This is a genomic window from Sedimenticola selenatireducens DSM 17993 (assembly GCF_000428045.1).
Lineage (GTDB): Bacteria > Pseudomonadota > Gammaproteobacteria > Chromatiales > Chromatiaceae > Sedimenticola > Sedimenticola selenatireducens.
Window position 1 is genome coordinate 110079 of record NZ_ATZE01000010.1, and the last position, 26087, is coordinate 136165.

At 58.3% G+C, this 26087-nt stretch carries 20 protein-coding genes and 1 pseudogene; 17 read left to right on the forward strand and 4 right to left on the reverse strand.

Annotated elements, in window-relative coordinates; translation table 11 throughout:
* The first annotated feature begins 161 nt into the window (after positions 1-161).
* Together A3GO_RS23335 and A3GO_RS0109285 are read left to right on the forward strand one after the other, a co-directional pair.
* Complete coding sequence (locus A3GO_RS23335) at positions 162-932, forward strand: type 1 glutamine amidotransferase (protein ID WP_051302066.1); 771 nt, start codon at positions 162-164, stop codon at positions 930-932.
* Between the two features lie 149 nt (positions 933-1081).
* Positions 1082-2260, forward strand: a complete 1179-nt coding sequence (locus tag A3GO_RS0109285; protein WP_029133161.1) for a pyridoxal-phosphate-dependent aminotransferase family protein — start codon at positions 1082-1084, stop codon at positions 2258-2260.
* Between the two features lie 77 nt (positions 2261-2337).
* On the opposite strand, the gene aceK is transcribed toward A3GO_RS0109285, so the two are convergent.
* Positions 2338-4092, reverse strand: a complete 1755-nt coding sequence (gene aceK, locus A3GO_RS0109290) for a bifunctional isocitrate dehydrogenase kinase/phosphatase (RefSeq protein ID WP_029133162.1) — start codon at positions 4090-4092, stop codon at positions 2338-2340.
* 252 nt (positions 4093-4344) lie between these two features.
* Here aceK and aceB point away from each other — a divergent pair, with 252 nt between their 5' ends.
* The 11 genes from aceB to A3GO_RS0109345 all read left to right on the forward strand — a co-directional run bounded on the left by aceB (position 4345) and on the right by A3GO_RS0109345 (position 18626).
* On the forward strand, positions 4345-5955 hold the full coding sequence (gene aceB / locus A3GO_RS0109295; RefSeq protein WP_084609970.1) for a malate synthase A: 1611 nt from the start codon (positions 4345-4347) through the stop codon (positions 5953-5955).
* 97 nt (positions 5956-6052) lie between these two features.
* Positions 6053-7363, forward strand: a complete 1311-nt coding sequence (gene aceA / locus A3GO_RS0109300) for an isocitrate lyase (RefSeq protein WP_029133164.1) — start codon at positions 6053-6055, stop codon at positions 7361-7363.
* A gap of 72 nt (positions 7364-7435) precedes the next feature.
* Positions 7436-7930 (forward strand): ribonuclease E activity regulator RraA, encoded by a 495-nt coding sequence (gene rraA / locus A3GO_RS0109305; RefSeq protein ID WP_029133165.1) that lies wholly within the window; start codon positions 7436-7438, stop codon positions 7928-7930.
* A gap of 592 nt (positions 7931-8522) precedes the next feature.
* Positions 8523-10073, forward strand: a complete 1551-nt coding sequence (locus A3GO_RS0109310; protein WP_029133166.1) for a benzoate-CoA ligase family protein — start codon at positions 8523-8525, stop codon at positions 10071-10073.
* Between the two features lie 209 nt (positions 10074-10282).
* Entirely contained in the window at positions 10283-11494 is a 1212-nt protein-coding gene (locus A3GO_RS0109315; RefSeq protein ID WP_029133167.1) for an ABC transporter substrate-binding protein, read from the forward strand.
* Positions 11495-11581: 87 nt separating this feature from the next.
* A complete protein-coding gene (locus tag A3GO_RS0109320; protein ID WP_029133168.1) occupies positions 11582-12448 on the forward strand; it encodes a branched-chain amino acid ABC transporter permease in 867 nt (288 codons plus the stop codon).
* A 12-nt stretch (positions 12449-12460) separates the two neighbouring features.
* Positions 12461-13444, forward strand: coding sequence for a branched-chain amino acid ABC transporter permease (locus A3GO_RS23340; protein ID WP_051302069.1), 984 nt, complete (start codon positions 12461-12463; stop codon positions 13442-13444).
* On the forward strand, positions 13444-14205 hold the full coding sequence (locus A3GO_RS0109330; RefSeq protein ID WP_029133169.1) for an ABC transporter ATP-binding protein: 762 nt from the start codon (positions 13444-13446) through the stop codon (positions 14203-14205). The genes A3GO_RS23340 and A3GO_RS0109330 overlap by 1 nt, the downstream gene beginning before the upstream one ends.
* Positions 14202-14927, forward strand: coding sequence for an ABC transporter ATP-binding protein (locus A3GO_RS0109335; RefSeq protein WP_029133170.1), 726 nt, complete (start codon positions 14202-14204; stop codon positions 14925-14927). The genes A3GO_RS0109330 and A3GO_RS0109335 overlap by 4 nt, the downstream gene beginning before the upstream one ends.
* Positions 14928-15175: 248 nt before the next feature.
* Positions 15176-17029: a sensor histidine kinase gene (locus A3GO_RS23345; RefSeq protein WP_051302071.1), complete on the forward strand. Its 1854-nt coding sequence runs from the start codon at positions 15176-15178 to the stop codon at positions 17027-17029.
* 250 nt (positions 17030-17279) lie between these two features.
* Positions 17280-18626: a sigma-54-dependent transcriptional regulator gene (locus tag A3GO_RS0109345; protein WP_029133171.1), complete on the forward strand. Its 1347-nt coding sequence runs from the start codon at positions 17280-17282 to the stop codon at positions 18624-18626.
* A gap of 87 nt (positions 18627-18713) precedes the next feature.
* Here the strand turns inward: A3GO_RS0109345 and A3GO_RS0109350 are convergent, their stop codons facing one another.
* Together A3GO_RS0109350 and A3GO_RS0109355 are read right to left on the reverse strand one after the other, a co-directional pair.
* On the reverse strand, positions 18714-19745 hold the full coding sequence (locus A3GO_RS0109350) for a GDP-D-glucose phosphorylase 1 family protein (protein WP_029133172.1): 1032 nt from the start codon (positions 19743-19745) through the stop codon (positions 18714-18716).
* A 1-nt stretch (position 19746) separates the two neighbouring features.
* The gene (locus A3GO_RS0109355; RefSeq protein WP_157606770.1) at positions 19747-19944 is read right to left on the reverse strand and encodes a hypothetical protein; all 198 of its coding nucleotides are present in this window, start codon (positions 19942-19944) and stop codon (positions 19747-19749) included.
* A gap of 397 nt (positions 19945-20341) precedes the next feature.
* On the opposite strand from A3GO_RS0109355, the gene A3GO_RS0109360 reads away from it, so the two are divergent.
* The 4 genes and pseudogenes from A3GO_RS0109360 to A3GO_RS0109375 all read left to right on the forward strand — a co-directional run bounded on the left by A3GO_RS0109360 (position 20342) and on the right by A3GO_RS0109375 (position 25133).
* Positions 20342-20605 carry a DUF4212 domain-containing protein gene (locus A3GO_RS0109360; RefSeq protein WP_029133174.1) on the forward strand — a complete coding sequence of 88 codons (264 nt, stop codon included), beginning with the start codon at positions 20342-20344 and terminating at the stop codon, positions 20603-20605.
* Positions 20606-20621: 16 nt separating this feature from the next.
* Positions 20622-22355: pseudogene (locus A3GO_RS23350) on the forward strand (sodium:solute symporter family protein).
* Between the two features lie 219 nt (positions 22356-22574).
* The gene (locus A3GO_RS0109370) at positions 22575-24431 is read left to right on the forward strand and encodes a putative nucleotidyltransferase substrate binding domain-containing protein (RefSeq protein WP_029133175.1); all 1857 of its coding nucleotides are present in this window, start codon (positions 22575-22577) and stop codon (positions 24429-24431) included.
* A 3-nt stretch (positions 24432-24434) separates the two neighbouring features.
* Positions 24435-25133, forward strand: a complete 699-nt coding sequence (locus A3GO_RS0109375; RefSeq protein ID WP_245621701.1) for an exonuclease domain-containing protein — start codon at positions 24435-24437, stop codon at positions 25131-25133.
* A gap of 16 nt (positions 25134-25149) precedes the next feature.
* Here A3GO_RS0109375 and A3GO_RS0109380 read toward each other — a convergent pair whose 3' ends face one another.
* Positions 25150-25842, reverse strand: coding sequence for a hypothetical protein (locus A3GO_RS0109380; RefSeq protein ID WP_029133177.1), 693 nt, complete (start codon positions 25840-25842; stop codon positions 25150-25152).
* Positions 25843-26087 lie beyond the last annotated feature (245 nt).

A 26087-nucleotide genomic window follows, 5' to 3' on the forward strand; every position in this document is an offset into this window, starting at 1 on the left:
CATTGTGTCAGGCTGTATGACGGGGCGATGGGGAGTGGTCTGAGCGCAAGGATCTACTCATGGAGAGATGAATAGAGCTGCCCCGTCAGGCGGGGTGACCGGCTCCCTATACCCACATCCGCGGCAGGTTGTTATGATGCGGCTTATCGGACAAGCTCTGAATGATGCCGCCCTCATACCCGGCAGCCAACCGCAATACAGATGTCAATGAATTCATGAAACCCCTGCTCATTATCAGCCACGTCGCCTGCAGCCGCCCTGGCTATCTGTGCGAATACCTGGACCGGCACCGGCTGCCCTATCAGCGGTTCAGCATCGAATCAGGTGAACCGCTACCCTCACCAGACCGTTTGTCCGGCCTGGTACTGCTGGGCGCCCCGGTGAGCGTCAACAGCGATCAAGCCTGGATTGAACGGGAGATAAGACTGGTGCGCGACTGCGCAGAGCGGAACATCCCGGTGTTCGGTATCTGCTTTGGCGGTCAACTGATCAGCAAGGCGTTCGGCGGCGAGGTATTCACGGCCTCCACCATGCAGATCGGCTGGCATCCGGTCACGATCACCGAGCAGGGCCGGCAACTGTTTAACGGCAATCCGATACCGGCACAGTTCACCGCCTTTGAGTGGCACGAAGATACTTTTACCCTGCCCGCCGGGGCCGTGCCCCTGTTCAGCGGCGGTTGTATCGGCAACCAGGGCTTCCTGTACCGGGGCTGCCTGGCGGTCCAGTTTCATCCGGAGGTCACCGAGGAGATCGTCCGCGAATGGGTGGCCCGCTATGAGGCCTGCGTCGACAATCCCACCCTTTGCCGCCAGGACCACAACGCCATTTTGCAGGACTTGCCGCAAAAACTGACAGCCATGCGGCAGATGTCCGACAACCTGTTCGACTGGTGGCTCAAGCAGGTGAACCCGACACATAATCCCCGATAAACTCCACGGATACTTTTCCCCGTCGGGGCTTCCGCGCCGGGCGGTTTCGGTTAGAATGCAGTTCGCTCGCGGTTTCGCGATTTATTGACTATGGACGATACTCCCCCGGATATCGCCACCGATTCAAATAATCAGCCAGGATTACCGATATGCAATTTCGCCCCTTCAACCCCCCTGTTCGCACCCTGATGGGCCCCGGCCCTTCCGATGTCCATCCGCGTATTCTGGAAGCGATGTCACGGCCAACCATCGGCCACCTGGACCCCGCTTTCATTCAGATGATGGAGGAGGTGAAGACGCTGCTCCAATATGCCTTCCAGACCAAAAACGAGCTGACCATGCCGGTCTCCGCCCCCGGCTCTGCCGGTATGGAGACCTGTTTCGCCAACCTGGTGGAACCGGGTGACCAGGTCATCGTGTGCCAGAACGGCGTATTCGGCGGGCGCATGAAAGAGAACGTGGAGCGCTGTGGCGGTACCGCCATCATGGTCGAGGACACCTGGGGCGAAGCGGTCGACGCGAACAAGCTGGAAGCAGCCCTGAAGGCCAACCCGGACGCCACCATCGTCGCCTTTGTACATGCCGAGACCTCCACCGGCGCCCAGTCGGATGCCGAAAGCCTGGTCAAGCTGGCCCACCAGCATGACTGCCTGACCATCGTGGATACAGTTACCTCACTGGGCGGCACACCGGTCAAGGTGGACGAGTGGGCCATTGACGCCATCTACTCCGGCACCCAGAAATGCCTATCCTGTACCCCCGGCCTGTCGCCGGTGAGCTTTAGCGAGCGCGCGCTGGAGAAGATCCGCAGCCGCAAACAGAAGGTGCAGAGCTGGTTCATGGATCTGAATCTGGTGATGGGCTACTGGGGTGGCGGCACCAAGCGGGCCTACCATCACACCGCGCCGATCAACGCCCTGTACGGTTTGCATGAGGCACTGCTGATGCTGCAGGAGGAGGGGCTGGAGAACGCCTGGGCGCGCCACCGGAAAAACCACCTGGCGCTGCGTGCCGGCCTGGAGGCGATGGGGCTGACCTTCATTGTCAATGAAGCGGACCGCCTGCCCCAGCTCAACGCCGTCTCGATTCCACAAGGCGTGGATGACGCCACAGTGCGTGGCCGCCTGCTGAATGAATATAACCTGGAGATCGGCGCCGGCCTCGGCGCCCTAGCGGGCAAGGTGTGGCGCATCGGTCTGATGGGACACGCCAGCCGTGCCGAGAACATCCTGCTCTGTGTCGGCGCCCTGGAGGCGGTACTCTCCGACATGGGGGCCGATATCAATCAGGGCGTGGCGCTGGCTGCCATGCAGAAGGCGCTCGATTGAATGAAGTGAATTGGTGCGGCACCCTACAAGGCCAATACCTTTAGGGTGCCGGTGAGCCTGAAAACCGTGCCACGCGCTTACGCGGTGGCGGCGGACTTCTCAAACGCCTCGCGGTGCAGGTTGATAAAGCGGATATCCTGCGGATAGGGAAACACATCGGCATGGATGCCACGACCAATATCCAGTTGCCGCTGCTGCCAGTAATGTGCATCAAACAGATCCGGATGCAATTCAAGCAGTGTTTTGCGGATCAGCGGGCTGGCGCTGAGGAAGGTGAGAAACTCCTCCGGAAACACATCGTCATCGGCCACTGAATACCAGGGTTCGCTGCTCATCTCATCCTCGGGGGTGCGCGGCGGCGGGATCTGTCGGAAATTGCACTCGGTCATCCGGGTGATCTCATCGTAATCATAGAACACCACCTTACCCTGGTGCGTCACGCCAAAATTCTTGAACAGCAAATCACCGGGGAAAATGTCCGCCGCCATCAGCTGCTTGATGGCCAGCCCCCAGTCATCCAGCATCGTTCGCACCGTCTCTGGTGAGCCCTCGGCCAGACAGATATCCAGCGGTATCATACGATGCTCGATATAGAGGTGGTTGATAATGACGTTGTCTCCGTCCATCTCCAGTTGGGACGGTATCGACTCCTCCAATTCCGCCATCAGCTCCGGGTCGATACGGTCCCGGGGAAAGGCGGTCTTGGAGAACTCCAGGGTGTCCGCCATCCGTCCCACCCGATCATGCAACTTGACCTGCAGGTAGCGCTCCTTTACCTGGGCATGGGTGATGTTCTTCTGCGGGGCAAAGCGGTCCCGGATCACCTTGAAGACGAACGGATAGGAGGGGAGCGTGAACACCATCATCACCAGCCCCCGGACACCCGGGGCGACAATAAAGCGGTCATTGCTGTCCTTGAGATGGCTCAGCAGGTCCCGGTAAAACTCATTCTTGGCCTGCTTGTGAAAACCGATACTCATGTAGAGCTCTGCCAGCGGTTTGTTGGGCATGATGCTCTGCAGAAAGCTGACCGTGGCCGCCGGAATCGAATTATTTGCCATGAAATAGGCGCGGGCAAAACTGAACAGCGCCTCCACCTCCTCATTGGAGGTGAGCAGACTGTCTACAAAAATGCTTCCCTGGTAGTTCAGCAGAGGCAACACCAGCGGTTGCACTCCCTGATCACTCACTACCCGGCCAATCAGATAGGCCGCCTTGTTACGATAAAAAGGCGCCTCCAGCACATCGATGCGCAAACCGTCATCGGGCAGCTGGCCAAAGGCGGAACGCCGCCTGAAGGCATCGGCGACATGGGCGATATCCCGCTCCATATCCTGATAGGGGATTCTGAAATAGAAGCCGGAGAGGATTTCGCGCAGGCAAGTCTCCAGGCCGCCGTCTTTCAAATGGAACGACATGAAGACCCGATCCCGCCGGGTCAGCTCCTCCCGATCCACCCCGGACTCGATAAAAATCTTGTCATTGTCGAAGTACTGGCGATCGAACATCTTGCAGAACACCGAGTTGTAAAACGTCTCGGCCAGCTCCGGGCGCCGGTAATTGACCAGGAACTGCTGGTACTGGGTCTTCACCTGTTGCCACAGGGCATCGTCCACATGGGAGACATCGAAGGTGGAACGGACCTTGCTGATCGCCTCTTGCACACGCCGGTCATAGAAGCTGATCCGGTCCACCGAGGCCTGGCGAATTGCCTCCCAGTCCGCCTGCTCAAAGCCCTGCCGTACCTGCCGGGTGATCTCCTGAAAAAAGGAGAAGTGGCGCTCGAAGCCGGTAAATATGGTGCGGGCAAGCTGCTGCGCGAGATCTGTCATGTACCCCTACTCCTGATAGATGCGGCCCGAAATCATTAAGAGCATGCCACATTAAAGAATTATTACTACCCCATTTTCTTCTGCAACGCAGCATAAAGAATTTCAATACAAAGGATTAAAGTATTTATCGTTCTTAATACTTCACAATTGCGTATGCTCTATGCCGTTGATATATCTATTTGCTTGTTATTACTAAGGTTTTACCTGAATTCTCGGGTATTTTCCTAATAAGCATCCTGGGAGATACCGGAAATGACAGCTACTCAGCTCAGTACCGATGCATCCAGCCAGCGCATTCGAGTCAACGCACCACTGGCTGAAAATCACCACCGGATACTCGTTCCAGAAGCACTCCAGTTTATCGCTGAACTTGAGCGGCGCTTCGGAAAGCGGCGTAAACAGTTGCTGGGTCTCCGTGCGGATCGGCAATCACGCCTCAACAAGGGTGAGTTACCCGGTTTCAGGGTGGAGACCGCCGAGCTCAGGGCAGCAAACTGGCAGGTAAAAAAAGCACCTGCCGACCTGCAGGACCGCCGCGTGGAGATCACCACCGGCGCAGCAGATCGCAAGGAGGTCATCACCGCCCTCAATTCCGGTGCCAACGGTTTCGTGGCCGATTTCGAAGACGCGCACTCACCGACCTGGAGCGGCACTGTTGAAGGCCAGATCAACCTGTATGACGCTATCAGGGGTCGTCTCGACTACCAGAGTCCGGAAGGGGAACAGTACCGACTGAACCCTCAGCGGGCCACCCTGTGGATGCGGCCCCGTGGCTGGCACATGGAAGAGAAGCATCTGCATGTGGATGGTCAGCCGGCGTCCGCCAGTCTGTTCGACTTTGGCCTGTTCATCTTCCACAACGGTGTACAACTGCATGAGCAGGGTAGCGGCCCCTATTTCTATCTGCCCAAGCTGGAGAGTTATATCGAGGCGCAGCTCTGGGCCGATGTATTCGCCTATGCCGAAGAGAGCCTGGGCCTGAATCACGGCAGCATCTGCTGCACCGTGCTGATCGAGACCCTGCCGGCGGCGTTCGAGATGGAGGAGATGCTCTATACCTTGCGGGATTACGCGGTTGGACTAAACTGTGGTCGCTGGGATTATATCTTCAGTTTTATCAAGAGATTCCACGCCAATCCCGAGTGGGTATTCCCGGAGCGCAGCCAAATCACCATGGAGTCCGGCTTTTTACGGGCCTGTTCACAACTGCTGATCAAGACCTGTCATCGACGTGGCGCACACGCCATTGGCAGCATGGCCGCACAGATCACGGATGACCCCACCGCCGACATCGATGTCCGGGAGAAGGTCCGCAGCGACAAGGAGCGCGAGGCGACCGATGGCCATGATGGCACCTGGGTGGCTCATCCCGGACTGGTGGCGGTGGCGAAAGCCGTGTTCGACCGGGTCATGCCGCAGCCGAACCAGCTTGACCGCCAGCTGAACGAACTGACCGTGAGGGAAGCCGATCTGCTGCAGATTCCGCAGGGACTGATCAGCCAGGCCGGCCTCAGCGACAACATCAGTATAGGCCTGCGTTACCTGGCCGCCTGGCTGGACGGCCGGGGGGCCGTACCGGTGCATAGCTTGATGGAAGACGCCGCCACCGCCGAGATCGCCAGAGCCCAGATCTGGCAGTGGGTACGCTACCCCAAAGGGATCATGGAAGATGGACGCAACATCACCTTCGAGCTATTCAGCGAGGGCGTTGCGCAAGAACTGGAGCAGATCCGCCAGGGAGTGGGGGATGAGGCATTTGCAGCCAGCCACTACCCGGCGGCAGCCGACCTGTTCAGCGACATTGTCGCCAATGACCGCTTTGTTGAGTTCCTTACACTGCCCGCATACCAAACGCTGGCCTGATATAACCACATAACCAAAACCGTAAGTCCCTCCTCCACCCGGAGGAACGATTGAACGGAGGAGGTTTGATGACAGCAATACTGAAGGAGATTGTCCTATGAACCGTAAACAACAGATTGAAGCCTTGGAAAAAGACTGGGCAGAGAATCCCCGCTGGAAAACCGTCAAGCGCGGCTATTCGGCAGAGGATGTGGTCCGTCTGCGCGGGTCGGTCCAGCCGGAATACACCTACGCCAAGCGCGGCGCCGATAAACTGTGGGATCTGGTCCACGGCAGCGCCAAGAAAGGCTACGTCAACTGCATGGGCGCCATCACCGGCGGTCAGGCGATGCAGCAGGCAAAAGCGGGCATTGAAGCAATCTACCTCTCCGGCTGGCAGGTAGCTGCCGACGGCAATACCTCCGAGACCATGTATCCCGACCAGTCACTGTATGCCTATGACTCGGTACCGACCATGGTGCGTCGTATCAACAACGCGTTCAAGCGTGCCGATGAGATTCAGTGGTCCCGTGGCACCGGCCCGGAGGATCAGGGTTATATCGACTACTTCCTGCCGATCGTGGCGGATGCCGAGGCCGGTTTTGGCGGCGTCCTGAACGCCTTTGAGCTGATGAAGAACATGATCGCCAACGGCGCGGCCGGCGTACATTTCGAAGATCAGCTGGCAGCTGTCAAGAAGTGCGGTCACATGGGCGGCAAGGTACTGGTACCGACCCAGGAAGCGGTACAGAAACTGATTGCGGCCCGTCTGGCCGCCGACGTCTGCGGCGTCCCCACCCTGCTGCTGGCGCGTACCGATGCAGAGGCAGCCACCCTGCTGACCTCCGACTTCGATCCCAATGACAAACCCTTTGTCACCGGCGAGCGCACCCCGGAAGGCTTCTACAACGTGAAGAACGGCCTGGAGCAGGCCATCTCCCGCGGTGTCGCCTATGCCCCCTATGCTGACCTCGTCTGGTGTGAAACCGGTACTCCGGATCTCGGTTTCGCCCGCGAATTTGCCGAGGCGGTGCTGGAGAAAAACCCCGGCAAACTGCTGGCCTACAACTGCTCGCCCTCGTTCAACTGGAAGAAGAACCTGGATGATGCCACCATCGCCAAGTTCCAGGATGAGCTGTCCGACATGGGCTACAAGTACCAATTCATCACTTTGGCCGGCATCCACAACATGTGGTACAACATGTTCGACCTGGCCTATGACTATGCCCGCGGCGAAGGCATGAAGCACTACGTGGAGAAGGTCCAGGAGCCCGAATTCGCGGCCCGCGACAAGGGTTACACCTTCGTCTCCCACCAGCAGGAAGTAGGCGTCGGCTACTTCGACGACGTCACCACCACCATCCAGGGTGGCGCATCTTCCGTCACGGCATTGACCGGTTCTACCGAGGAAGAGCAGTTCGAAGGTTAAACCCCTGGCCTGACTGCACGATCGGTCACACCCGCAAGGGTGTGGCCGTTTTTACTCACAGGAGAAAAAAAGATGACTCAGGCACCTACCACCCTGGAAAAGACTGCGGATATTTATGACGAACATGAAGCGGCGATCCAGGTCTGCGAACCGATTTTCAGGGATTACGGCGGCCACATCCGCTTCAGTGGTCAAATAGTCACCATCAAGTGTCATGAAGACAATTCGCTGGTAAGGGAACTGTTGGGTAAACCGGGTAACGGCCGGGTTCTGGTGGTGGATGCCGGCGGCTCCATGCGCTGCGCCATGCTGGGGGATATCCTGGCGCAAAAAGGCGTGGATAACGGCTGGGCCGGGGTGTTGATGTACGGCTGCATTCGCGATGCCCGGGAGATCTCGGAGATGCCGATCGGGGTCAAGGCACTCGCCACCATCCCAAAGAAGAGCGTAAAAAAAGGTGCCGGCGAAGCCGAAGTACCGGTTACCTTTGCCCTGGTCACCTTCCGCCCCGGCGACTGGCTCTATGCCGATGAAGACGGGGTGGTGGTATTACCGGCCAAGGCATAACATCGCCTCTGCAGCCGATCCTCACCGCTCACCCGTACCACTGAACGGGAACCCCACTTCGACTGGGCCGTTGAAGCGGCGCCAATTCACCAGGTCTTCGTCCCACTGAACGGACAACGCGGACCTTGATCAGGCACGCCAGATGAGCGCTATCGCCGTGCAGCAGAACACCCCATTTGAACAGTATCTGCGACAGCAGGGCTTCACCAATCTGACGGTCACCACCAGTGCCGCCCCTCTACCCATCCGCAGGCCACGGGCTGGCCGGGTGGTGGGAGAGCCATGCCTTCGCGGAACCGCCTCATTCAGGCCCCCATCCGGAACAACGTATTTTTTACACCAAAACCGTTTTTTTTACACCGGATAGCCGATTCAGTTTCCGCCGCCCCAGAAATACCTACAATCCTGGTGGTTTTTTCACTGAAATATCAATACATTATTCAAATAACCCCATCATTTTCCGTCGTTGCTCCAGGTTGGCACAACCCTTGTAATACCAAGGTGATAAACCGGTCACCAGTGCCGACGGCGGATTAAGGCCTACACTCCAAAGATCGGAAGTCTATCTATATTTAAGTGACGGAGAGATGTGATGACCCTTGAACTCGATTTACCCGGGACCTTTAATGCCGCGGACTATTTTGTGGATAGAAACGTCCGGGAGGGCCGGGGTGACAAGACCGCCGTGCGCTGCGGCAGCACCAGCCTCAGCTATGCCGACGTCCAGGCGGGAGTCAATCGCTTCGGCAATACCCTGAACCATCTCGGCGTTCGCATGGAGGAGCGCGTCGCTCTGCTGATGTTGGACACCGAGCTCTACCCCCAGGCATTCTTCGGCTCGATCAAGCTGGGCGCCGTCCCTATCTGTCTCAACACCCTGATGCGCCCCAAGGATTATGAATATTTCCTCAATGACAGCCGCGCCCGGGTGCTGGTGATCGACGCCCACCTGCTACCGAGCCTGGAACCGATACGCAACAAGCTGCGCTTTGTACAGCACATCATCGTGGTCAATGGTGAGGCGCCGGCCGGTGATCTGGCACTCGACAGCCTCTGGGCGGACCAGCCGGACCAGATGGAAGCGGCACCCACTACCCCGGATGACGCCTGTTTCTGGCTCTACAGCTCAGGCTCCACCGGCCAGCCCAAGGGCACGGTGCATCTGCAGCGAGACATGGTCTACTCCTGCGAGACCTACGGAAAACAGGTACTGGGCGTAAAGGAGGGGGACGTCTGCTTCTCCGCCGCCAAGCTGTTTTTTGCCTATGGACTGGGTAACGGCCTCTACTTCCCGTTCAGCGTCGGCGCCACCGCAGTCTATATGCCGGACCGGCCCACCCCTGAGGCGGTCTACCGGACCATCAAGGAGCAGCGGCCGACCATTTTCTATGGCGTGCCCACGCTCTACGCCTCCATGCTGGACGCCGAGGGGTCGCTGGACGGGGTACGTATCTGCGTCTCGGCCGGTGAGGCACTGCCGGCGGACATCCTGAAGCGCTGGAAAGAGCGCTTCGGCGTCGACATCCTGGACGGCATCGGCTCCACTGAACTGGTGCACATCTTCATCTCCAACTACCCGGGCGATATCCATCCCGGCAGCACCGGGCGACTGGTGCCGGGCCACGAGGCGAAGATCGTCGACGAAAACATGGAGGAGGTACCACAGGGCGAGGTCGGCACCCTGCTGGTGAATAGCGGCAGTGCCGCGGCCTATTACTGGAACAAACGGGAGAAGACCCGCCAGACCATGCTCGGCCCCTGGTTCAACACCGGGGACAAGTTCTTCATGGATGAGAATGGCCTGTTTTTCTATGCGGGACGCACCGACGATATGCTCAAGGTAGGCGGCATCTGGCTTTCACCGGTTGAGGTGGAGGCCTGCATCATCTCCCACCCGGCGGTACTGGAGTGCGCCGTGGTGGCCGCCACCGATGCCGAGGACCTGGTCAAACCCAAGGCCTATGTGGTACTGAAGGCCGGCCAGCAACCGAGCGACGAACTGGCCGAAGAGATCAAGCTGTACGTGAAGAACACCCTGGCCCCGTACAAGTACCCCCGCTGGCTCGAGTTCATCGACGAGTTGCCCAAGACCGCCACCGGCAAGATTAAACGCTTTGAGCTGCGGAAGCTGGACGACTCATAAGCAATCGGCCAAGGCCATAGGGCGGGCACAGCCCGCCCTATGATTCCCGAACATCACCGGGTATCAAACAATCACCAAAACATGGCGTGAGGCAATCAACAGACACTGAAAACCAAGCGTGACATGGCGTGGACGGGGTAACCCGAGCACGCGAACACAGGCACAAAAGCATCTTTTGCGCTGATGATAATCATAGAGAGGAGAAGCAGATGAGTGATCAGAAAAAAACCGGCATCAGCCGGCGTGACATTATCAAGGGTGGTGCGGCGGCGGCTGGATTGGTGACGGCATCCAGTCTCATCCCCACCCGGTTTGCCATCGGCAACACCGCCAAGGTGAAGGTCGGCATTCTGCTACCCTACACCGGCACCTATGCCAAGCTCGGCGCCAACATCAAGGATGCCCTGCAACTGCGCATCAACGAGGCCGGCGGCAAGCTGGGCGGGCGCGAAGTGGAATATATCAATATCGACAGCGAAGCCTCTCCTCCCAAGGCGCCGGAACTGACCAACAAGCTGCTGAAAAAGGAGCAGGTGGACTTCCTGATCGGACCGGTCCACTCCGTGGTCGGCATGGCAATGGTCAAGGCGGCGCGCAACACCGATGTGATTGCGGTAATCCCCAACGCCGGCGCCAACGGTCTCACCGGAGCGCTCTGCGCACCCAACATCTTCCGCACCTCCTTCTCCAGCTATCAGCCCGGCTTCCCGGGCGGCACTGCCATGCTGGAGGACGGCCACAAAAACGTGGTGCTGATGTACTGGAACTACGGCTTCGGCAAGGAGACCGCGGCAGCCTTCAAGCAGTCGTTTCTGGCCGGTGGCGGCAATATCGTCAAGGAGATTCCCACCCCCTTCCCCAAGGTGGAGTTCCAGGCCTATCTGACCGAAGTGGCCGCCTTGAAACCGGACGCGGTATTCACCTTCTATGCCGGTGGCGGCGCGGTGAAATTTGTCAAGGATTATGCCGCTGCAGGACTGCACAAGAGCATTCCGCTGTACGGTGCGGGCTTCCTCACCGAGGGTGTGACCGGAGCCCAGGGCGAAGCGGCCGAAGGCGTTCGCACCACGCTGCACTACGCCGACACGCTCGACCTGCCGGCCAACCACCGATTCCGTGAGGCGTTCCTGAAGGCAACCGGCAACCAGGCCGATGTCTACGCTGTACAGGGCTATGACGCCGGTGACCTGCTGGTCCAGGGTATGGCCGCCGTGGAGGGGGATGTCAGGGCCAAGGCAGAGATGATCAAGGCGATGGAGAGTGCCACCATCGACAGCCCGCGCGGCAAGTTCACCTTCTCCAAGGCGCACAACCCGATCCAGGACATCTACCTGCGTGAAGTGGTCAACGGCCAGAATCAGGTCATCCGTACCGTGCAGAAAGCGGTGGAAGACCCGGCCGAAGGGTGCAAAATCGGCTGATCGCTAACCGGCCTTGTACGGCCCTTGTTGCCTGGCGGCGAACTGCCGCCGGGCATACCTGACCTCACACTGATTTCCCGAGGCCCCATGGAGAGTTCTTTCTATTTCATCCAGCTGCTGAACGGCATCCAGTACGGATTCCTGCTGTTTCTGATGGCCAGTGGACTGACCCTGATCTTCGGTATCATGGGCATTATCAACCTGGCACATGGCGCCTTCTACATGGTCGGCGCCTACCTCTGTTACTGGCTGACCGGTATCACCGGCAATCTGTTCACCGGTATCCTGCTGGCCATCCCGCTGAGCATTCTGGTCGGCTACGCGGTGGAGCGACTGGCAATCTCCTACCTGTACCGGCGCGACCATCTCTATCAGGTGCTGCTCACCTATGCGCTGATCCTGATAGCCAATGAACTGCAGAGCATCTTGTGGGGCAATGATGTGCATAGCGTGCCGATCCCTGAACTGCTGAGAGGTTCGGTGCAGCTAACCGACAACCAGGCCTACCCGGTCTACCGGCTGTTTATCTCCGCCACCTGTATTTTACTGGCGGCCGTCATGTACTGGGTGATTCAGAAGACCCGCCTGGGCATGACCATCCGTGCCGGCGCGAGCAACCGGGAGATGGTGCAGGCGTTGGGCATCAACATCAACTGGCTGTTCGCCATCGTATTCAGCATGGGCGCCGCCCTGGCCGCCTTCGCCGGCATGCTGGCGGCGCCGGTCAACACGGTCTACCCGGGCATCGGCGACAACATCCTGATCATCTCCTTTGTGGTGGTGGTGATCGGTGGTATCGGTTCGATCAAGGGGGCTTTTATCGGCGCCCTGCTGATTGGTCTGGCCGACACCTTTGGCAAGGTACTGTTACCTGAAATGGCGAGCATGGTGGTCTACACACTGATGGCCGCGGTTCTGTTCTGGCGCCCGCAGGGGCTGTTCGGCAAGGTCTAGACGAGGTCACCCATGCATACCGTTACACGTCCCATTATTATCTTCCTCTGCCTCTGTCTGGCGCTGCTGCTGCTGTTTCCGATGGTCGGCAGCGCCTTTTACACCGGGCTGGTGACCAAGATCATGATCCTCTCGATCTTCACCATCAGCCTGGATCTGCTGATCGGATTCACCGGCCTGGTCAGTTTCGGTCACGCGGCTTTTTTCGGCATCGGCGCCTATCTGCTGGCGATCCTGTTCGGCGACCTGGAGCACATCAACTACTGGTGGTCCCTGACCCTGACGCTATCCCTGACCGGGTTGGCGGCGCTGCTGGTAGGCTGGCTCTGTATCCGCACATCGGGCATCTATTTCATCATGCTGACTCTGGCCTTCGCCCAGATGTTCTTCTACTTTTTCTTCGAGTCGCCTCGCTTCGGCGGGGACGATGGCATTTTCATGATGAACAAACCGGAGATCACCCTGGCCACACGGCAACTGGTGGATCTGGACAATGAACATGACTTCTATTACTTCGTGCTGGCCTGGCTGGTAGGTGTCTATCTGTTCCTCAGCATGATCCTGCGCGCCCCGTTCGGCCATGTGCTGATCGCCATCAAAGCCAACGAGCAGCGGGTCCGGGCACTCGGTTACTCCACCCCCCACTACAAGCTGGTCAGCTTCGTCATCGCCGGCACCATCGCCGGACTGGCCGGCTTCCTGGAAGCGGCGCACACCAGCTTCATCACCCCCGCCTATCTCGGCTGGCATGAGTCGGGCATGGCCATCATGATGGTAATTCTGGGCGGCATGGGGACCCTGTTCGGGCCTGTCATCGGCACCTTTATCGTGGTGTTGCTGCAGGATTTTCTGCCCAACTTCACCGAGCACTGGAAGCTGATTATGGGCGGTATTATCATTTTCGTGGTGTTGTTCCTGCCCAACGGCATCGCCGGACTTATTTACAGTATCAGCAACCGTTTCTTCTCCAGAGAGAACAGCGGGAGGGAGGGTTAATGTCCGAGATCATCCTGCGCACCGAACACCTGTGCAAAAATTTCGGTGGCCTCAAGGCGACCGACGATGTCTCGCTGGAATTCGAGCGGGGCAAGGTGCACGCTATCCTGGGCCCCAACGGCGCGGGTAAAACCACCCTGATCAACCTGCTGTCGGGAGAGCTGCTGCCCAGTAGCGGGCGCATTCTGTTCAAGGGTTACGACATCACCGATGCGCGCCCGGAGAAGGTCTCCCGCATCGGAATCGGCCGCAGCTTCCAGAAAACCAATATCCTGCCGGGCTTCTCCTGCCTGCAGAACTGCTGGATCGGTGCCCAGTCCTGCCTCATCACCTCGATGCGTTTTTTTCGTCCAGCCAAGCACCTGCGGATGGTGCACCGGCGGGCCGATCACGCGCTGCAACTCTGCGGCCTCTCCAACAAGCGCAACCAGATCGCCGGCACCATGAGTTATGGCGAGCAACGCCAACTGGAGATTGCCATGATGTTGGCCACCGAACCGGAGCTGCTGCTGCTGGATGAGCCGCTGGCCGGCATGGGCACGGAAGAGTCGCAACAGGTCACCGCACTACTGAAAGAGCTGGCCAAGGAGCAAACTCTGATCCTGATCGAACATGATATGGACGCCGTCTTCTCTCTGGCCGACCGCATCACGGTGATGGTGGACGGGGCGGAGCTGGAGACCGGCAGCGTTGAACAGATACGTAACAGTCAGGCGGTTCAGGACGCCTATCTGGGTCATGACGAGGAGGATGCGGCATGAGTACGAGTTCCGCCACACCACTGCTGCAGGCCGAGGGGCTGCACACCTATTATGGCGACAGCCACATCCTGCGCGGTATCGACCTCTCCATCGAAGCCGGTGAGACGGTCAGTCTGATGGGGCGAAACGGTATGGGCAAGACCACGACCCTGCGTTCACTCATTGGCCTGACACCGCCACGCCGGGGACGCATTACCATTCGCGGCAAGGAATCCACCCGGCTCAACACCCATCAGGTGATTCGCCAGGGGATCGCCTTCGTGCCCGAGGACCGCGGCATCTTCCCCAATCTGAGCGTGCTGGAGAATCTCACCATGGCGGCCCGTACCGGCCCGGATGGCCGCGACGAATGGAATCTGGACCGGGTGCTGGAGCTGTTCCCGCGACTGGGCCAACGGCTCACCAACATGGGCAACCAGCTATCCGGCGGTGAACAGCAGATGCTGACCATCGCCCGCGCCCTGATGACCAACCCGGACCTGATCATCCTGGACGAAGCGACCGAGGGGCTGGCCCCGCTGATCCGCCTGGAGATCTGGGTGGTAATCCGACACATCAAGTCGACCGGCATCGCCTCCATTATTGTGGACAAGGACATCAACGCGCTGCTGCCGATCTGTGACCGCAACTACATCATCAACAAGGGTGAGGTGGTCTATCACGGGCGCTCCCGGGAGCTGCTGGAGAACCCGGAACTGCACAAGCAGTATCTGGGGGTGTAGCAGGTCGCAGGAACGCCTGCCTGGAATCGGCCCGGGGCGGGCCTCCTACGGGCACATCGCCTTGCCTGACCCGTAGGAGCGGCTTCAGCCGCGAATTGGTTTTCACCACCGGCACGGGTCGCAGCTAAAGCAACTCCTACGAGTATGGTCTTGAGGTAAAGGGATGTATTACAGGCGGCGCCCCCGCTGCGATCGATCCCGGGAATGGCGCAGCAAAAAATGAAACTGTGTAGAATGATGGAACGACTATGCACGCGATCAGCCGACTGTTCTCCACTATCACCATCCGCAAGCCGTTCTGGCTGTGGGTGGCAATCTGTCTGCTGGTGGGAGTCAGCACCGCCGCCCTGATCGGTATCCTGCACACCACCAGCGCAGTCCGTCAGGAGGCGCAAACGCGTTTCTTTGAACAGTACAATCGCCAGCAGCTGATCCTGGCCGAACAGGCCGCTCACTCCATCGAGGAGACGTTCGCCACCTTCCGCAGAAATCTCAGCCTGGTCGCCAGCCTGTTCGAGGAAGACGGGGTTACCCGGGAGCGGGCACAGCTGCTCGGCGGCACACTGCAGCGAATGTATGAAAGCCTGATGGAGACCGATATTATCGACCTGGTGGTATTCGACAAGGCCGGTACAGTGGTGGCCATCAGCCCATCGGACAAGTATACCCTGGGCCGCAACTACGCCTGGCGCAACTATTACCAGTGGGCCCGGGACGAAGGTCGGCCCGGGCAGATGTATCTCTCTCCCTTCATGCGCGTGGAGGGAGGTCAGAGCAGGGGCGACAAGGCACTGATCGTCGCCCAGGGGATCTACAACAAACAGGGCAGCTTTAACGGCGTCGCCATGTTTACCCTGAACTTCGACAAATTGGCCAAACGGCAGGTGCTTTCGGTCACCATCGGCGAACACGGCTTTGCCTGGCTGGTGGATAACGATCAGCAATCGGTACTGGTGGACCCGTTGGGCCGGGTAACCGATCTGGACTTCACAACGACTTTTTTACCGCGCTGGCCAAAACTCTATAACCTGCTGATCTCCATGCAGGACGGCAGGCCAGGCACCGGCAGCTATGACTTTGTTGACCCGGTCGACCCGAAACAGTCGGTAAGCAAGCTGGTGGGTTACCAGCCGATACGCATCGAGGACCGGCTCTGGACCCTGGGCGTGGCCACACCGACCCGGGAAGTGGACGCCCTGCTCTCCTCCTTTCTGCAACAGCAGGAGCGTTACTCGGGTACCCTGGTGGTGATCATCTTCACCGGTACCTTCATCCTGCTCAGCGCCCTGCTGTCATGGAATCACATCCTGGCCATACAGGTGGATCGCCGCACACTTGATTTGGCCGACGCGCGCGACCGCCTGGAATCCACTTTTGACGAACTGCTCTCGTCCAAAAAATTGGCGGCGGTTGGCCATCTGGCGCTCGGTCTCGCCCACGAAATCCGCAACCCACTTTCGGCCATACGCATGAATATCCAGATGATTCGCAAACGCACCAAAGCGGAAGGTCCGCTGGAGGAGCACTTCAGCATTGTCGAAGAGGAGATTCTGCGGCTCAACCGCTTGGTCAACGACGTTATGGATTTCGCCCGGGCCCGCCCGCTGCGACTGGAACAGACCAGCCTCAATCCCATCATTCACCGGGTGATGAAACTATTCGCCCAGCGCTTCAAGGAGGCCGGCATCCATACCGAGCTGCAACTGCGGGACGACCTCACTTTGGTATGCGATCCGGAGCAGATCGAACAAGTGATCCTGAACCTGGTCTCCAACGCCATCGAAGCACTGGAAGAGTGTGACGGTTATCGAGAACTGACCCTGATCCTGCGGCGTCACCGCCCCTACCTGTCACTCCAGGTGATCGATAACGGCCACGGCATTGCCGCGGATGATCGTGAGAAAGTCTTTGATCCTTTCTATACCACCAAGGTTTCGGGTGGTGGCTTGGGGTTGCCGACACTGCAGGGTATTGTACTGCGTCACCAGGGAACCATTACGGTGGACAGCGCGCCGGGCGAGAAGACCTGCTTCACCTTGCTGCTGCCACTGGAAGGCCCACAGGAGCATGACCCACGCCAGCAAAACGAGAGCGAGACATGAATATAAACTCCTTGTTTCAACCGCGAAGAACGCAAGGTTCGCAAAGAAATACAATAACTTATTTCCATTTTCTGCCTCAGGTTTGTATACAGAGCACTGCATCCTCGGCTCTGTTAGCGGTACATCCCAGCACCACCGTTCCTGCACCACTCCTTCGGTCCAACTCTGCGGGTGAAAGATCAGGAGATTACAAGTCGATACTTTCCTTCGCATTCTTTGCGTCCTTAGCGGTTGACATGGGATTTGCAGAATGAAAAAAGCCCTGATAGTCGATGATGACCGCGCCATTCGCAGAACCCTGGAGCTGCACCTGATCGAGGAAGGTTTCGATGTCCTGACAGCCGAAGATGGTCAGCGCGGAGTGGAGCTGGCGCTGGGCGAACCGGTGGATATGGTGCTACTGGATCTGCGCCTGCCCAAGCTGGACGGCTTTGAGGTATTGCAGCAGATCAAACAGAAAAAACCGGCCCTGCCGGTAGTGATGATCACCGCCTATGACGACATGCACACCGCCATTGAAGCTATTCGTCTGGGGGCCATCGACCACCTGGGCAAACCGCTGGACCTGGATCAGCTGGACGAGGTGATCACCAAGATCAGCGAAATGGCCAGCCTGGCGGTAAATGGCATCCCCTTCTGCGATACCACCGAGTGTACCTTTCAGCCCAATGTCATCGTTGGTCGCAGCAAGAGCATGAAGGCGGTCTATAAGACCATCGGCGCGGTGGCCGACACCCGCGCCTCGGTACTGCTGCATGGCGAAAGCGGCACCGGCAAGGAGATGGTAGCGCGGGCAATTCACTTCAACGGCCAGTACCGGAACCACCCGTTTATTCCGCTGGTCTGCTCCTCCCTCGCCCCCAATGTCCTGGAGAGCGAGCTGTTCGGCCATGAAAAGGGCGCCTTCACCGGCGCCATCAAGCAGAAGATGGGCAAGTTTGAACTGGCCCAGGGCGGCACCCTGTTTCTGGATGAGATCTCGGAGGTCTCACCCGATATTCAGCTCAAGTTGCTGCGTTTTCTGCAGGAGCGCGAATTCGAGCGGGTGGGCGGCAACGAAACCATCAAGACCGACGTACGCATCATCACCGCCACCAACAAGGACCTGGCCACCCTGGTAAGTCAGGGCGAGTTCCGCCAGGATCTCTACTACCGACTCAAGGTGGTAACCATCGAACTCCCGACCCTGCGGGAGCGCCAGGAGGACATCCCGCTGCTGGTACAGTATTTCCTGGAGAAGATCCGCCGTGAGATGGGGCGTTCCGTGGAAATGATCCCGGAAGAGACCATGGCGCAGTTGAGAAGCTACTCCTGGCCGGGCAATGTGCGGGAGCTGGAGAATGCCCTGCGGCGAGCGGTGTTGCTGTCACCCAGCGATGTGCTGCTGCCCGAGACCCTGCAACTGGAGAGCAGCACCCCGCAAAAACGCCTGCCGCTGCTGATCAAAAGCATCCAGGAGCTGGAGAAGGAGCATATTGAAAATATTCTCGGGTTTACCGGTTACGAAAAGAAACGGGCCGCGCAGATCCTGGATATCTCCCGCCCCACCCTCAATGCCAGAATCCGCAGCTACGGTATTGAGGTGCCGGAAAAATAGCTTGGGGAAAGTGCAGGGTTCAATAATCGCTGACGAGCAAAAAGCAGTTTTCCACAGTCGGTTAGCGCTGAGCATAGCCTGTTCCTGTCAGGCCCCGACCGCCCGTAACTCATCCGTCAACTGGCGCTCGTCAAGCTGTTGGAAATGGGCCTCGTCCGAAGGCACACAGCCTCCCGCCATCTCATACCAGCCGTAACCGGCACTCCACTCCGGCAGATCCCTGCTCCCCTGCGGTGCACGTGGCAAACAGTACAGGATACCGGGATGGGCGATCAGGTTATAGGGAACCTTACGACCATGCAGTTCCTGGATATGGCGCCACGCCTCCTGTGCCGAATCAAACCGCTCGCAGGCCGCCGGATAGGCCACCTGGCCACCATTGTGCGACCAGTGCCCCGCTGTAATCGGCAACGGCTCATCCCGCACGAACAGGTGGAAATGAAGATGATTGACCGAAGCACAGGCACCATAACTGTTGTAGCCGACGCCGACGCCCGGCAAACCCTGTTGCAGGGCGGCTGTCACCCGCCAGATGTAATCATGATCAGCCTGCTGCAGAAACTGTGGCCGTCCCTCGCGCGCCTCGGGTACCAGCAGGCCGAGCAGCCGGACAAAGGGAAATTTATTGTACAGCAGCGACACATCCCTCCCCTCCAACGCCCCGCGCCAGAAGATCTCTTTTCGCAGAAAGGGTTTGGCAAAATGAAATCCGTCGGGATTGAACGGTGCCGAGAGCCCTGACACCCGCTGCTGAATCATGCGCGGTGGCCGCAGCGATCGAAGGGGGTTGAACTGAAGTTCCCAAGGCCCTTGGCGGCGCAGTCGTATCGGCCCTATCGCGTCAAAACCCAGCGCCATCAACTGGGAAAACACCAGCCGGTCATCCTTGGCATCATCCAGGGAACCACCCTGCTGGGAATCGGCATGGCGGGCACAAAGACGCTCAAACTTCCGCCGCAGTGGCCCGGACAATTCACCCCAGATCGCCGGATCGATCATCGCATTGGCCAGCACCAGAATAAACACACCCAGCTCATCGTATCCGTCCAGCATCTCTCTCAGACCGGCAGCGAAGGCGGTCTGATAAGTCTGCCGTGAATCAAATAAAGAGTTGCTCATATCACTCGATTGGAAATAAAAAGATCCATTGGGCTGGGGGCAGACGCCTGGCCGCAACAGATCCATCCTCCGGCACCTTGCCAGCCAACTCGCGGCGCACCAGCACCAGACCGGCAATATTACTGGCCGGGCCCGCCAAAAGAAACATCAACACGATACCGGGGGAGACCCCGGCAAACAACATAGGGAGCGGATTCAAGGGCCAACGCCGGGCCATTATCGAAAAAGGCAATCATTGCGCTGAATTATAGGGCTGTTGGCGTTCAGGAAAAAACCGTGACGGCCCGCCTGTATTTGTTACCTAACGTAACGAAACACACCCCAGACGCCACACCGTTTCGCTACCTGCGGTAACAGTGAGACACCCCTGAGCACCATCAGAAATCAACCCGCATTCACTATCTGGTTGATAAAAATAGGAATTGTGTTTTCTGGCCTAAATCATGCAAAATGAAGCGCGGTCGCCAGGGGAGGATTCCCGAATCTGTAGTTCAGATGGAATTCGACTTGTTATGCCCCGGTTTTGATGCATCTGTAGTTGACCGGAACATAGCGTCGAGACGAGCGCGCACTACTAATAATCCGGAGGACTTAAAATGAGTACACAAAATACGTCTGGAATGGCCTATTGGAAGGCCAACGTCAGACTCATCACAATCTCTTTGGTGATCTGGGCCGTATGTTCATACGGTTTCGGCATCATCCTTCGCCCCTTACTCGCCGGCATAAAGATTGGCGGCACTGACCTTGGATTCTGGTTCGCACAACAGGGCTCCATGATCGTATTCCTGGTGTTGATCTTTTTCTACGCCTACAAGATGAACCAGCTGGATCGTCAGTTTGACGTCCACGAAGACTAATTAAGGGGTTCGATTAATGGAACTACAAACACTCACATATATCGTCGTCGGTCTGACCTTCGCGCTCTATATCGGCATTGCCGTATGGGCCCGCGCAAGTACGACCGGTGAGTTCTACGCAGCCGGTCGCGGAGTACACCCGGTCGCCAACGGCATGGCAACCGCCGCTGACTGGATGTCTGCTGCCTCCTTCATCTCCATGGCGGGCATTATTGCCTTCCAGGGCTATGACGCCTCCCTGTTCCTCATGGGCTGGACCGGTGGTTATGTACTGCTGGCCATGTTGCTGGCCCCTTACCTGCGTAAGTTCGGCAAATTCACCGTGCCGGAATTCATCGGTGACCGCTTCTACTCCAAGACCGCTCGTATCGTGGCGGTTATCTGTCTGATCGTCGCTTCACTTACCTACGTAATCGGCCAGATGAAGGGTATCGGCGTGGCCTTTGGTCGCTTCCTGGAAGTGGATTACGACACCGGCCTCTACACGGGCATGGCGATCGTATTCTTCTATGCGGTGCTCGGTGGCATGAAGGGTATTACCTATACCCAGATCGCACAGTACTGCGTGCTGATCATGGCCTACACCATTCCAGCCATCTTCATCTCCCTGCAGCTGACCGGTAATCCGATCCCGCAACTGGGGCTGTTCAGCAACACCGTAGCCGATGGCACGCCGCTGCTGGCCAAACTGGACCAGACCATTGTGGATCTCGGCTTCGCGCAATATACCGCTCAGAAGACCAACACCCTGAATCTGGTGCTCTATACCTTCTCACTGATGATCGGTACCGCGGGTCTGCCGCACGTGATCATCCGCTTCTTCACCGTACCCAAGGTCAAGGACGCCCGTTCATCCGCCGGCTGGGCGCTGGTGTTCATCAGCATCCTCTACACCACCGCTCCGGCTGTCGGCGCCATGGCCATGCTGAACCTGGCCAACACGGTACAGCCTGGCCCGGTTGCCGCGGCTGACGGCGCCCTGGAGTATGAGGCACGTCCCCAGTGGTTCAAGAATTGGGAGACCACCGGTCTGCTGACATTCGAGGACAAGAATGGCAACGGCCGCGTCGAGTATCGTAAGGGTGATAGCAACGAGCTCAAGGTTGACCGTGACATCATGGTGCTGGCCAACCCGGAGATTGCCAAATAGCCCAACTGGGTGATCGCCCTGGTGGCCGCCGGTGGTCTGGCAGCGGCACTGTCGACAGCAGCGGGTCTGCTGCTGGCCATCGCCTCAGCCATTTCACATGATCTGTTGAAGGGTATATTCAATCCGCAGATTACTGAGAAAGGCGAACTGCTGGCAGCGCGTATTTCGATGGCAGGCGCCATCGCGGTAGCCGGCTATTTCGGCCTGCACCCCCCCGGCTTTGCGGCACAGGTGGTGGCGTTGGCCTTCGGTCTAGCCGCTTCTTCGATCTTCCCGGCATTGATGATGGGTATCTTCAACAAGCGCATGAACAACACCGGTGCGGTCGTGGGTATGTTGGTCGGTATCACCTCTACCCTGGTCTACATCTTCTGGTTCAAGGGCTGGTTCTTTATCCCCGGTACCGCGATGGCGGCCAATACTCCGGATAACTGGTTCCTTGGGATCTCTCCGGAAGCGTTTGGTGCCGTGGGCGCCATACTGAACTTCGTTTCAGCAGTCGTGGTATCCAAGGTTACCCAGGCTCCACCCGAGCATATCCAGCACATGGTCGAGGACATCCGTACCCCTCGGGGTGCAGGTGGTGCCACCGGCCACTAATCACATAAGTTAAATGTGATGTAAGATAGGGCCTGCCTCGCGCAGGCCCTTTTTTATGTCCAGGGATGGACGTATACCGCGGAGGCCACGGATGGCCGGGAGCGGTATTTAATGATGGACGTATACCGCAGAGGCCACGGATGGCCGGGAGCGATATTTAAAGGTGGACTTATACCGCCAAGTACATCCGCCAACCTGTCATGCGAATGGGAACAGAACATGGAAATCGAACTGATAGAGATACGGGACTTCCTCTCCGCCCATCACCCTTTTGATCAGCTTTCGGAGCAGGCCCTCAACCAGATGCCGGAAATGCTGCAGGTCAGGTATTTCAGACGCGGTACCACCATTCCCGATTCAGGCAGCATCGATGATTATCTCTACCTTGTGCGCAGTGGCGCAGTGGAGATCCACGGCACCCAGGATGAACTGCTGGCCCAGCTGGGTGAAGGCGATCTGTTCGGATACCGCGCCTCTCACATGGAGGGGCATGCGGAGTTTCAGGGCACCGCCATGGAGGATAGCCTGGTCTACCTGTTACCGGCGGCGGATGTGGACCGGTTCTGCAGGGAGCATCCGCAGTTTTCCTATTTCTTTGAGCCGGCGGGCGGTGACCGGCTGCGCGATGCCATCAGCTCCACCGGAGAAGACGGCAGCAGCCAGTTGGGGCTGATGGCTACCCAGATCGGTGACATGATCAGCCGCGAGCCCATCAGCATGCCGCCGACTGCCTCGATCCAGGAGACCGCCAGTGTCATGTCCGATGAGCGGGTCTCCTCTATCCTTATCACCCAGGATGCGAAACTGGTTGGCATCGTCACCGACCGGGATTTGCGCCGCCGGGTGGTCGCCAAGGGGCTCGACACCAGCCTGCCGATCAGCAGCATCATGACGGCCGACCCTAAAACGCTGGATGCAAGTGACTACGCCTTTAACGCCATGCTACAAATGGCCCGGGCCAACATTCATCACCTGCCGATTCTACGTAACGGTGAAGTGGCAGGCATGCTGACGGCTACCGACTTTGCCCAGCGCCACACCACGTCGGCGGTCTATCTGGTCAGCTCAATCTACAAACAGCACGATGCGCAGGGACTGGCCAGCATCAGCGCCAAACTGCCGCAGCTGTTGCTCAACCTAGCCGCCGCGGATGCCACGGCAAACAGTATCGGCCACGTCATCACGGCGGTTGTCGACTCCATTACCGTGCGCCTGCTACAGCTTGCCGAAGAGCGTTTCGGCCCACCGCCGGTGCCCTATGCCTGGGTTGCCGCCGGGTCCCAGGCACGCAGCGAACAAACCGCGAAGTCGGACCAGGATAACTGCCTGGTACTGGATGACGCCTACGACCCGAAAACGCACGGGGAATACTTCAAGGCGCTCGCCCAGTTTGTAAGCGACGGCCTCAATGCCTGCGGCTACGTCTACTGCCCGGGTGAGATGATGGCCACCACCGACAAGTGGCGCCAGCCACTGGCTGGCTGGAAACGCTACTTCAATCAATGGATCAATCAGCCGGAGCCCAAGGCACTGATGCTGACCTGCGTGTTTTTTGACTTGCGCTGTATCCATGGCGAGAAAAATCTGTTCCGCGAACTGCGCCAGTACCTGCTCGACAAGACCCGTGGCAATCAGATCTTCCTGGCCTACATGGCCGGCAACGCACTGAGCTTCAAGCCCCCCCTGGGATTTTTCCGTAATTTCGTCCTGATCAGCGGCGGCGAGCATGACCACACCTTCGACCTGAAACATACCGGCATCGTGCCGATTGTCGATCTGGCCCGGGTCTACGCCCTGGCGGCCGGCAGCCACGCCATCAATACTCAGGACCGACTCAAGGAGGTGGCCTCCGGCGGCGAGGTGTCGCATGGCGGCGCACATGATCTGCGTGATGCGCTGGAATTCGTCAGTTCGCTACGCATACGCCACCAGGCCAGGCAGATCAAGGCGGGCGAGGCACCCAACAACTACATGTCACCGGATGATCTCTCCCATTTCGAGCGCAGCCACCTGAAAGACGCCTTTTCGGTCGTCCGCACCATGCAGAACGTGCTCAGCCAGCGATACCTGAGGTAGTCGGTGTCGATCTGGAAGTATCTATTCAATCTGGAGGAGCGCCGAAACTGGTGGACCCGCAAGATGCCCGATGGTCCGCTACGTGACTATTACGAAACCCCCTTCCCAGCCCGCGACTCCGATTGGCGGCAGGTAGACTACCTGGCAATCGATTTCGAAACCACCGGACTTGAGGCCAGCCAGGACCAGATCCTGAGCGTCGGCTACGCCACTGTCAGGGGAGATCGCCTGATACTGGGTGACGCCACGCATATCCTGATCAGGCCCACCGTGGACATTCCGGAAGCCTCCGCCGTGGTGCACGGAATTCTGGATGACAGGGCGGCGGGAGCCCAGCCGCTGGAAGAGGTGCTGCCGATTATTCTGCATGCCCTAAAAGGCAAGGCCTTGCTGGCCCACCACGCCGCCATCGAGTACGAATTTCTGAATCATGCCTGTCGGAATCTCTATGGGTATCCGTTTCTCTGCCCGGTAGTGGATACCCTGGCGCTTGAGGTGCGCCAATACAGAATGCAGGATCAGGCGATCCGCTCAGGCGACCTGCGCCTGGCCAAGGCGCGCGCACGTTACGGACTGCCACGCTACCCCGCCCATAACGCATTGACCGATGCCCTGGCGGCGGGTGAGCTGTTTCTGGCCCAGGCCGCCTATCGGCGCAGTAAGCGTCCGCCTCGACTGAAGGATCTGATCGTGGTGAGCTGAAGCAAAAGTCCTGGGGTTACTTGCGTCCCCGTCCCAGCGGCTTACTACTGTCCTCTTCCATCCCCAACTCCAACGCCAGTACGTTATCGACCACCCGGAAACCGGTTCGACGCGCAGTGAACAGCAGGAACAGGGTCTGGGTTCCATACAAAAACAGGTAGACGCCGACAATCTGGAAAGGCACGCCCATGTTTATAATCCAGCCGACCAGAAAGAAGCCGAGAAAATAAAGACTCAGGATATAGATATCCCGCAACATGTCCCAATGAATCCGGGTGTTCAGCACCACTGCCTTGCCGTTATGCCGCTGGTAGGCATCAAGCCACACTTCTGTCTGCACCCTGCGACTGAAGCCGGAGTCCTTCACCATGGGAAATTTGGCTTGCAGATCACGCGACTCAAAGGGTTGTTTGCGGGTAGTCAGAAAGGCATCGCTGGCCGGGTGTGGGAACTGGCTACGCGCATAGAGCAGGCGATTTTTCCATAGCTCCGGCAAGCGCTGCACCAGAACCGCCCCGGCCACGGCAATCAGCGCGCAAATGGCCGCTACGTAAACAATCTGCGGACTGAGCTTATCCCAGGAGGCGAGACTGAACAGGAACGGGTCCAGGCCATAAGGGAGCTGTAGCATAAAAAGATAGAGCATGATGCCGTTGAGAGCGGCAAAGACAATGACCAACGCGAGATGAAAAAAGGAGAGAAATTTCATTTAAATGTGTCGTCCGGCTGAATTTATGGGTTGGCCAAACGAGCTATTTCACGTGAATTACCCGCAAATGGCAACCATTCAATCAATACCGGCATATTAGAACTCTCTGCTATTTTGATCATCATTCACAAGTGCCGTTTTTTCGGTAGTATGGTATCAGCCTTGAAGGTCTGGATCGTGTCTGGACTGCAGCCATCGGGACCCCAACAGAAAACAGACACGAGTTAACGCGCTACGATGGTGCC